Below are 8,355 nucleotides of genomic sequence, written 5' to 3' on the forward strand. Positions count from 1 at the left end.
ACGCGAAGAATTTTGGGCATTAAAAGATCTATCTTTGGAGATTAAACAAGGCGATCGAGTTGGCATCATCGGTCGCAATGGGGCTGGGAAATCAACTCTATTAAAAATCCTAAGTAGAATCACCGAACCTACTTGTGGCCGGATCGGAATTAAGGGTACGGTAGCGAGTTTATTAGAAGTAGGCACGGGTTTTCATCCCGAGTTAACTGGTCGAGAAAATATTTTTCTCAATGGTGCAGTTTTGGGAATGACAAAACTAGATATTGCACGTAAGTTTGATGAAATTGTTGATTTTGCTGAAGTAGAAAAATTCTTAGACACACCAGTAAAACGTTATTCTTCGGGTATGTACGTGCGCTTGGCATTTGCAGTCGCAGCACATTTAGAGCCAGATATTCTGATTGTCGATGAAGTATTGGCAGTCGGAGATTCCCAATTTCAAAAGAAGTGTTTGGGGAAAATGCAAGATATCTCTCAAGGTCAAGGTCGCACAGTATTATTTGTCAGTCATAGTATCGAAGCAGTCCAAAGATTGTGCTCTCAATGTATCCTGCTCGATTGCGGTCAATTAATTGCCCATGACAGTACTGAGCAGATCGTACCGCTATATTTAGCTGGTGATTTTGAGCGAGCTGCACCTGGTGAATGGATCGATTTATCAAATCTCGACAACCGTATTAGTAAAGCAGCAAGATTTATCGCGATCCATTATAGTAGTCTCGATCGATCGGTTTTATTTCAGCCTTATTCTGATGGCCCACTAGAATTTTTATTAGATATTGAGGCTGAGTTTTCACAGTCTATTGGCTGTCTTGCCGTGACGATCTATAATCGATCGCGAACTATGCTAATAAATGCTGATATTATTTTATCTGGTCAGACTGTATCACTTCGCAAAGGTCTCAATCGCTTCCAACTAACAATCGACAGTTTGCATCTGACACCAGGAAGCTATATTGTTGGTTTATGGATGAGTAAAACTGGCTCTGACGAACATTTAGATTATCTAGAATCCGCCTTGGAAATCGAGGTAGTTAATACACTCTCGAATACTATGGGTACGAGTTATTATGGGGCTGTAACTTGTAATTTTAGTCTGGTAGAGATTACCAAAGTTTAGACGAGCCATCTACAAGTTGATTTGGATCAGAAAAACTAGATCGATCGAATAAATTAGATATTGAGCAATGCTTAGACTATGAAAAATACTGCAAAAAAGATAATTCGTCAAATAGTTCCAGCACCTGTTTTAGATAAATTAATCGCTAAAATATATAACAATACTCCAGCAGTTGGATGTGTGAATTTCGGTGGCTTGCGACGCTTAAATCCGATTAGTCGGGAATTCGGTTACGATCGCGGACTGCCGATCGATCGCTACTATATCGAGAATTTTTTGGACAGTCAATCTCTAGATGTGCACGGACGCGTATTAGAAATCGGCGATGCTACTTACACGCGCAGATTTGGTGGCGATCGCGTGACCAAAAGCGATGTATTGCATGTGATTGAGGGCAATCCAGCAGCAACTATTGTTGGCGATCTCACGAATAGCGACCTCATTCCATCCGCCAGCTTTGATTGCTTAATCCTCACCCAAACTTTGCAACTGATTTACAATCTTCAAGATGCAGTAACAACGATCGATCGCATCCTCAAACCAGGAGGAGTTGCCCTAATTACCGTGCCTGGAATCAGTCAAATTGCGATCGATGAATGGAAAGATTATTGGTGCTGGAGTTTTACTGAGATCTCGGCACGGAGGCTATTTACAGAAATATTTCCCGCTGACAATGTGACAATCGAGTATTATGGAAATATCCTCACCACAACAGCTTTTTTACAAGGATTAGCAACTCAAGAATTGACCACAGCCGAGCTAGATGATCGAGATCCATGTTATCAGATGCTAATTACGATTAGAGTAGTCAAGCCCTAGCGATCGCCATGAAAATACCTGGGCTAAATAGATTAAAACAACTAAATTACAACATCCAGAAAAGACTAGTTAAATCAAAAGGGCTAATCTTAATGTATCATCGCATTGCGGAATTAGATCTCGATCCGTGGTCTTTGTGTGTGACACCCCAACACTTTGCCGAACAGCTAGCAGTTATCCAAAAAATTGCCCACCCGATTAGTCTCCAACAATTAAATCGCGATCGGCAACAGGGCACAATTCCCCATCGAGCGGTGGCGATTTCTTTTGATGATGGTTATGCCGATAATCTCGATCGCGCCAAGCCCATCCTCGAAAACTATGGGATTCCCGCTACCGTATTTGTGAGTACTGGTTATTTAGGATCTCAGCGTGAATTCTGGTGGGATGAACTCGCCAGCATCCTGTTAAAACCAGGCACATTACCCCCGCAGTTGTCACTAACTATTGACAATCATCGATCCGAATGGGAGTTGGGCGCGGCAAGTGACTATAGCCTACTCGCATATCGACAAGATCGCCATTGTCAAGCTTGGGCAGCGCAACCAGGTTCGCGGATGTTTTTGTACTATTCAATTTGGCAAGTACTGCGAGACTTGGCAGAAAACGATCGTCAACAAGCTTTAGCCCAAGTAGCAATTTGGGCTAAAGATGACTCTCAACCCCGCTCTGACTATCTGCCGCTGACAGTTGCAGAATTAGCTGCTTTAGATAGCGGTGAATTGGTAGAAGTTGGTGCGCATACAGTCAATCATCCGTTCCTGCCCGCGCAGCCCCTGGCGGTACAACAGGCGGAAATCGATCGAAGCAAGCTAGAATTAGAACGGATCTTATCCCGCCCCGTGACGAGTTTTGCCTATCCATTTGGCGATCGCACTGCCGCGACGATCGAATTGGTGAAAGCATCGGGATTCGATTGTGCCTGCTCTACCCAGCCAGATGTTGTCTGGGGACGTAGCAATTGTTTCGATTTACCGCGCTTTGGCGTTGAAAACTGGAATGGACGAGAATTTGCTGAACGCCTAGCAATGTGGCTGGCATAGGGCTGGGCTTGATATCGATCGGGAGTTGGCAACAGCACTCCTACACGTTATTGCTTGTCATCCGCGATGATAATTGTGTAGTTGGGTAAGTCTTCTGTTTGATTATGTCAATGTCCCCTAACTCGCTATGTAAATCGGCTAGTGCAAAATTTTTGCCGCGATGTTCGGCATAAAAAAACTTGCGATCTTGGGGTGACATTAATAATGCCCGCAGTTGATGAAATAGATATCTTGGTAAAGATCGATCTGGTAGGGGATTGCGGAGCGAATGTAGCACCATGTGCGAATATCCCATACATTCGATCAATCTTAATAAGTAGGCTTCTTCTAGCCGTACGGCAGGAATCAGATGTGTGAGTTCGAGTGCCACAAATTGTCCCGTACCCAGACCGAGATCGCTAGCTACCAAGGCCAGATCAGTATCGCCGCCACTAGAGAGTAGTTTGCCCTGGCGATCGAGGCTCATCCTTTTGGCATCTTGAACGACCGATCTAGCATAGCGTTCGGCGACGCTGCGCCGAACGCACAATCCCGCTCCACAGGGCGTAGTTTCATGAGGGGGGAGGACATCAGATAATTTGTCTGCTGTAATTTCGCGAATGGCTAAAAGTGGTAAGTAGCGTTTGCTCCAGGCGGGAGGTGCCTGCTCGAATTCGCCGACGATGCGACCACCCCAAGCACCCATCATTGGATATCTGCGGGCGATGTTCGCCGTGCGTTCCAAATATGCTGCGGCAAGCACATTATCATCGTCTACGAAGACGATCGTCTCGCCTTTAGCAGCCTCGATTCCTCTTAAGCGGGCGGGAGTCAGTCCGAGCTTGGGTTCGTGCAGACAGCGGCTGTGAGGATGCCAGCTCACATCGATGCGTTCGGCGACAGATAGACTACTAGCATTATCAACTACTAACAATTCCCACTGATCGGTAGCTAAAGTTTGCACCTGCAAGGCATTTAGCACTCGATCGAAATAATCGGGGCGGGGATTGTGAGTACAGATAACAACAGTAATATCCATGAGTTTACAAGTGTGAGTTATAAATTAGTAGATCGAGCGAGCGCAAGTTTCGAGCTGATTTCGCGATTTACTGCTTTCAAACTCAATTTCAGCAACATCGGAATTGTTGAGAGCGAGAAATGGCAGGCAATTGCTGCCCGAATTTGGGCGATCGCCGCAGTTCGATCTTTGGCTTTAATAAAGCTATCCGCCGTACTCAACGCATAGTTAGCATAGTTTTGCAGGGCATTGCGATTGAGGCTGGCGGCTGTGGACGCGGGCAGATACTCTTTGACGATTTCAATTGCCTGCCGAATATCTTGAATATTTTCCCCGGTGCGGATGGTATTGCCAGTCAATGACGTGGAGCGTTGTCGATATTGTGCTAGTGGTTGTGATTCGTACCAAACTGGATATTGCGCGGCAATTCGTACCCACATTTCCCAATCTTCGCCCCAACATTTCATCCGCCGATCGAATCCGCCCCATCGTTCGTATACTTCTCGCCGCACGACAATCGAAGGGGTTTGAATTAGTTGTCTGACGGCAATCTTTTCTAACCAATTAGTTAAGATTCCGCTGTGAGTTTGTTCGAGATCGGATAGTTTCGTCCAGTTGCTCAGTTCGTCGATGAATACATGACGGCTAAACGCTGCCCCAATTTCTGGATGTTGATCGAATCCGGTTTGCAACTTGTTGTAAAATCCCGGCATCACGAGATCGTCCCCATGCAGAAGATGAATTAATCGACCGTGCGATCGCTGCAAACAAGTATCGAAATTCTGGATGTGGCCGACATTCTGGGGCTGTCGATAGAAACTCACGCGATCGCCAGCTAATCCTTTGACGATCGCTTCGGGATCGTCTTGGGTCGAGCAATCATCCACCACCTCGATCTGCATTAACTCCCGTCCTGGATCTTGCGCCAAAACGCTCGTCAAAGTTTCTTGGAGATAATTTGCACAGTTATATGTCGGAATCATCACCGACCATAATGGTCGCGATCCTCCCGCTGGAACAGTTGCAATTTGAGATCGATAGGGATGTGAGGCAATCATGAATTTTTTTAGAATTAGCTCTTAACTAAGCTCGATCTCCGTTTGAGTGTTCAGCAATTAAATTAAATGTGGTGGTTTAAATCCAGACGATCCTATCCGGGCAAGTTTTAGGTAGATTCTTTGCCAATAACGAGAGATTTTCAGGAGTTGATACCGCACGGGATGACGATATCGAGCTAACGAGGTCTGAAGTGCTTGCCAAACGTTGGTATTCTGCATTCCTTGTACTGATAAATACTGCTCCAACCAGCTCAAGTAATTTTGATGTGAGACATTGGGCTTGAATGTATCGTACGTGCCATGCGCTTTTGCTACATGACAGCAGCTACTTGCATGTTGTCGATAGCGATCCCAGTGCCCACTCGCGACAAATACTGGCGATCGCGCGCAGATTTTGGCAAATAAAACTTGGTCGTCAAACATACCTCGGAAGGAATCCTCGCAACCGCCCACCGCTTGGATCGCCTCTCGTCGGAGCGTCGCGCCGCAAATCCCAGGGGATTCTGCTTTGCCCTCTAAACACAGAGTCAGTATCGTCGGTGGTGAGACTACACAATCGGGTTGGATACCTAAAGCTCGGCCGCGATCGAGTTTGATATCTTCAGGATCGCCTGTCCATCCGTACCACATCCAGGTCGAGTTGTAGACCATTGCCACTTCTGGATGGCTCTCTAAAATAGCGACCTGCCTTGCTAATTTCTCAGGCAACCATAGATCGTCAGCGTCTAAAAAAGCAATGTATTCGCCGCTGGCGTGTTCGATCCCTAGATTCCGCGTGGCACTGATCCCCCGATTTTGATGGCCTTCATGCTCTAGGTATCGCAACTTGCCTGGATACCTATGAACATACTCTCGCGCGATCTCGGTGCTGATGTCAGTCGAACCATCGTCTACTAGCAACAATTCCCAATTGTCGTAAGTTTGAGCAAGGATACTCTCGATCGCTGCTCGAAAAAAAGTTTCTCCAGCATTGAAGAAAATGACGATCGCCGTTACCACTGGTTTACTACTCATTATTCGCCGATACAGCCTTTATTTAAGGGTTGATTTTAAGTAGCAAAGACAATAAGCAGATCTGTCATAACCGCTGAGATTAATTTTAATAATCTATCGATCGCGATCCTGGAATCGATAGTGATCGAATTGATCATCTGTCTTCTAAATGCCTAGCTAATTCTCAATTCAAGCTCCTAAGCAGTCCCAAAAGTTAGCAATGCAAATAAAACATTAAACAAACGTAAAAATCGATAAATTTTAAGTCGAAAATACAAACTTTTTTAACCCTTCTATTTCGTTGTCTAGAGTCAATTTACTTGATATTTTTGATCGATTATTTGTTAAAATAAACTGAATTTAATTCACATCAAATTTAGCTTGTACTAAAGATTGCTGTCTTCAGCAAAAATACTTAATATCTATTTCGATATGCATCTAAAATGGCTCTTCATTACCTGGGATGCTAATCTCGGCCTTTCACGATCCAACCCTTGCTGATTAAGCCAAAAATAACTATAACGATCTCCAGACAATAGATTTTAGGCTCAAGCCCTTGCCAGCAATCACTCTGACCGTAAATCAGTATCCTAAGTAATCAAGAGCCTCTAAAATGGATCGAGTAGCTCAAGGTCGGGACGATACAAATGCTTTTAATCAGCAAAATAGCTTATATCTTATTTCGCAAGTATTTCTCACATCACTCCAGCACCAAGAGCCAGGGAGTACGGACAATCCCCAGGTGGGCTAAATGGCTGAGTCGCTCGCTCATTGTCTTGTCACTATGGTTATCGCTGGGCACCAATCCCACGTTCGCAGTCGGGAGTCAGACAAACTATAGTCGGATCGATCTCAGAGATCGCAATTTCGCAGGACAAGATCTCACTGGTGGTGTCTTCGTATCGTCCGAACTGCGTGGCGTAGATTTGAGTGGGGCGAATCTAACCAATGCGATGCTGACGATGGCAGTCTTATTAAAGACCAATTTAGCTGGAGCCAATCTCACCGGTGCCTTAGCAGATCGAGCCACCTTTGATGAAGCCGATCTCACCAATGCGATCCTCACCGCAGCCACGCTGACTCGATCGCGTTTTTATGGAGCCAAGATTACTGGTGCAGATTTTACCGACGCGCTGATCGATCGAGCACAAGCTAAACTACTATGCGATCGCGCTGAAGGAACCAATCCAGTGACGGGAGTTGCGACGCGAGATAGTTTGGGTTGTCGTTAGGGGATAGGGGGATAGTGGATAGAGTTTAAAAATCGTCAGTCCCCCAACTCCCAACTCCAAATTGTAAAGATTTGCCAAAGATCCTCATATCCCTCGGCCGATCGCTTCACTTGTGGCACCGTGAGTAGCTAAACTACTCTAATAGAAGATATCTAAAAATAGATCCCAATTAATATGAGTGTAGTTAGTCAAGTTATCCTAAAAGCAGACGACGATCTCCGCTACCCCAGTACCGGAGAACTCAAAAATATTCAATCATTTCTGCAAACTGGCGAACAGCGGATTCGGATCGTCACCACTTTGGCAGAATCTGAAAAGAAAATTGTCGAGCAAGCTAGCAAACAGTTGTGGAAGCTGCACCCCGACTATATCGCGCCTGGTGGCAACGCTTCGGGACAAAAACAACGCGCTCAGTGTCTCAGAGATTACGGTTGGTATCTTCGGCTCGTTACCTATGGCATCCTCGCTGGCGACAAAGAGCCGATCGAGCAAATTGGCTTGATTGGCGTGCGGGATATGTACAACTCACTTGGCGTTCCCGTCAATGGAATGGCTGATTCAATTACAGCACTTAAGGAAGCATCTTTAAGCCGCCTCAGTGAGGAAGATGCCGCCGCCGCCGCTCCTTATTTTGATTACATTATTCAGGAAATGTCCTAGATCGCCTACTATCGATGGATCGTGTGTCGATCTCCGCACCCTCAGCACTGCTGGGGGTGATTTTTTGGCTGAACTATTTGCGGCACCTTCAATCAATAACAAGTTTAAAATTAACTATTAGAGTTACCAATTCCCAACTCCCAACTCCCCGACCCATGAATTTAATTGAGTTTCTGCTAAAAGCTTCATGGATGAGCGTATTGGCAGCGGCGATTACCGGCTCGATTAGTGGTATGGGTAGTGCCGCCGCAATCGCCCTGATTAATCGATCGATTAGTCAGATTACCCCCGCACATCCGCAGGCACCACCAGAACTCCTGTGGGGCTTTGCAGGGCTGGTTGTTGTCTCTCTGGTCACGACGTTAGTTTCGCAGTTTTTGCTCGCACAGTTGGCTCAAGATGCGATTTACAAACTGCGATTGCGAATTAGTGG

The 8,355-nt window shown here is 45.7% G+C and carries 9 protein-coding genes and 1 pseudogene; 7 read left to right on the forward strand and 3 right to left on the reverse strand.

Annotated elements, in window-relative coordinates:
* The 3 genes from RMO27_RS00855 to RMO27_RS00865 all read left to right on the forward strand — a co-directional run.
* Positions 1 to 1,120 (forward strand): polysaccharide ABC transporter ATP-binding protein (locus RMO27_RS00855; protein ID WP_309728156.1); only part of this gene is annotated, 1,120 nt, incomplete at its 5' end.
* Between the two features lie 78 nt (positions 1,121 to 1,198).
* On the forward strand, positions 1,199 to 1,939 hold the full coding sequence (locus RMO27_RS00860) for a methyltransferase domain-containing protein (protein WP_309728157.1): 741 nt from the start codon (positions 1,199 to 1,201) through the stop codon (positions 1,937 to 1,939).
* 92 nt (positions 1,940 to 2,031) lie between these two features.
* On the forward strand, positions 2,032 to 2,982 hold the full coding sequence (locus tag RMO27_RS00865) for a polysaccharide deacetylase family protein (protein ID WP_309728159.1): 951 nt from the start codon (positions 2,032 to 2,034) through the stop codon (positions 2,980 to 2,982).
* A 40-nt stretch (positions 2,983 to 3,022) separates the two neighbouring features.
* Here RMO27_RS00865 and RMO27_RS00870 read toward each other — a convergent pair whose 3' ends face one another.
* From RMO27_RS00870 to RMO27_RS00880, 3 genes are read right to left on the reverse strand one after another with little or no spacing between them, the layout of a single operon-like run.
* On the reverse strand, positions 3,023 to 4,000 hold the full coding sequence (locus RMO27_RS00870; RefSeq protein WP_309728162.1) for a glycosyltransferase: 978 nt from the start codon (positions 3,998 to 4,000) through the stop codon (positions 3,023 to 3,025).
* Between the two features lie 17 nt (positions 4,001 to 4,017).
* Positions 4,018 to 5,037 (reverse strand): glycosyltransferase family 2 protein, encoded by a 1,020-nt coding sequence (locus RMO27_RS00875; RefSeq protein ID WP_309728165.1) that lies wholly within the window; start codon positions 5,035 to 5,037, stop codon positions 4,018 to 4,020.
* 57 nt (positions 5,038 to 5,094) lie between these two features.
* On the reverse strand, positions 5,095 to 6,051 hold the full coding sequence (locus RMO27_RS00880) for a glycosyltransferase family A protein (RefSeq protein ID WP_309728167.1): 957 nt from the start codon (positions 6,049 to 6,051) through the stop codon (positions 5,095 to 5,097).
* A 592-nt stretch (positions 6,052 to 6,643) separates the two neighbouring features.
* Here RMO27_RS00880 and RMO27_RS00885 point away from each other — a divergent pair.
* The 4 genes and pseudogenes from RMO27_RS00885 to RMO27_RS00900 all read left to right on the forward strand — a co-directional run.
* A complete protein-coding gene (locus tag RMO27_RS00885; RefSeq protein ID WP_309728169.1) occupies positions 6,644 to 6,781 on the forward strand; it encodes a hypothetical protein in 138 nt (45 codons plus the stop codon).
* Positions 6,782 to 6,806: 25 nt separating this feature from the next.
* Positions 6,807 to 7,262, forward strand: coding sequence for a pentapeptide repeat-containing protein (locus RMO27_RS00890; RefSeq protein WP_309728171.1), 456 nt, complete (start codon positions 6,807 to 6,809; stop codon positions 7,260 to 7,262).
* A 174-nt stretch (positions 7,263 to 7,436) separates the two neighbouring features.
* Positions 7,437 to 7,922: an allophycocyanin subunit alpha-B gene (locus RMO27_RS00895; RefSeq protein WP_309728173.1), complete on the forward strand. Its 486-nt coding sequence runs from the start codon at positions 7,437 to 7,439 to the stop codon at positions 7,920 to 7,922.
* Between the two features lie 155 nt (positions 7,923 to 8,077).
* Positions 8,078 to 8,355, forward strand: a pseudogene (locus RMO27_RS00900) (ABC transporter ATP-binding protein); the annotation flags it as partial.

The sequence above is a fragment of the Chamaesiphon sp. OTE_75_metabat_556 genome (assembly GCF_031378165.1).
GTDB lineage: Bacteria > Cyanobacteriota > Cyanobacteriia > Cyanobacteriales > Chamaesiphonaceae > Chamaesiphon.

Excerpts from the sequence above, each read along its gene's own strand:
- RMO27_RS00865 (WP_309728159.1), top strand. The coding sequence starts at position 2,032 with ATGTATCATCGCATTGCGGAATTAGATCTCGATCCGTGGTCTTTGTGT.
- RMO27_RS00860 (WP_309728157.1), top strand. The coding sequence starts at position 1,199 with ATGAAAAATACTGCAAAAAAGATAATTCGTCAAATAGTTCCAGCACCT.
- RMO27_RS00880 (WP_309728167.1), bottom strand. The coding sequence starts at position 6,051 with ATGAGTAGTAAACCAGTGGTAACGGCGATCGTCATTTTCTTCAATGCT.
- RMO27_RS00895 (WP_309728173.1), top strand. The coding sequence starts at position 7,437 with ATGAGTGTAGTTAGTCAAGTTATCCTAAAAGCAGACGACGATCTCCGC.
- RMO27_RS00885 (WP_309728169.1), top strand. The coding sequence starts at position 6,644 with ATGGATCGAGTAGCTCAAGGTCGGGACGATACAAATGCTTTTAATCAG.
- RMO27_RS00870 (WP_309728162.1), bottom strand. The coding sequence starts at position 4,000 with ATGGATATTACTGTTGTTATCTGTACTCACAATCCCCGCCCCGATTAT.
- RMO27_RS00875 (WP_309728165.1), bottom strand. The coding sequence starts at position 5,037 with ATGATTGCCTCACATCCCTATCGATCTCAAATTGCAACTGTTCCAGCG.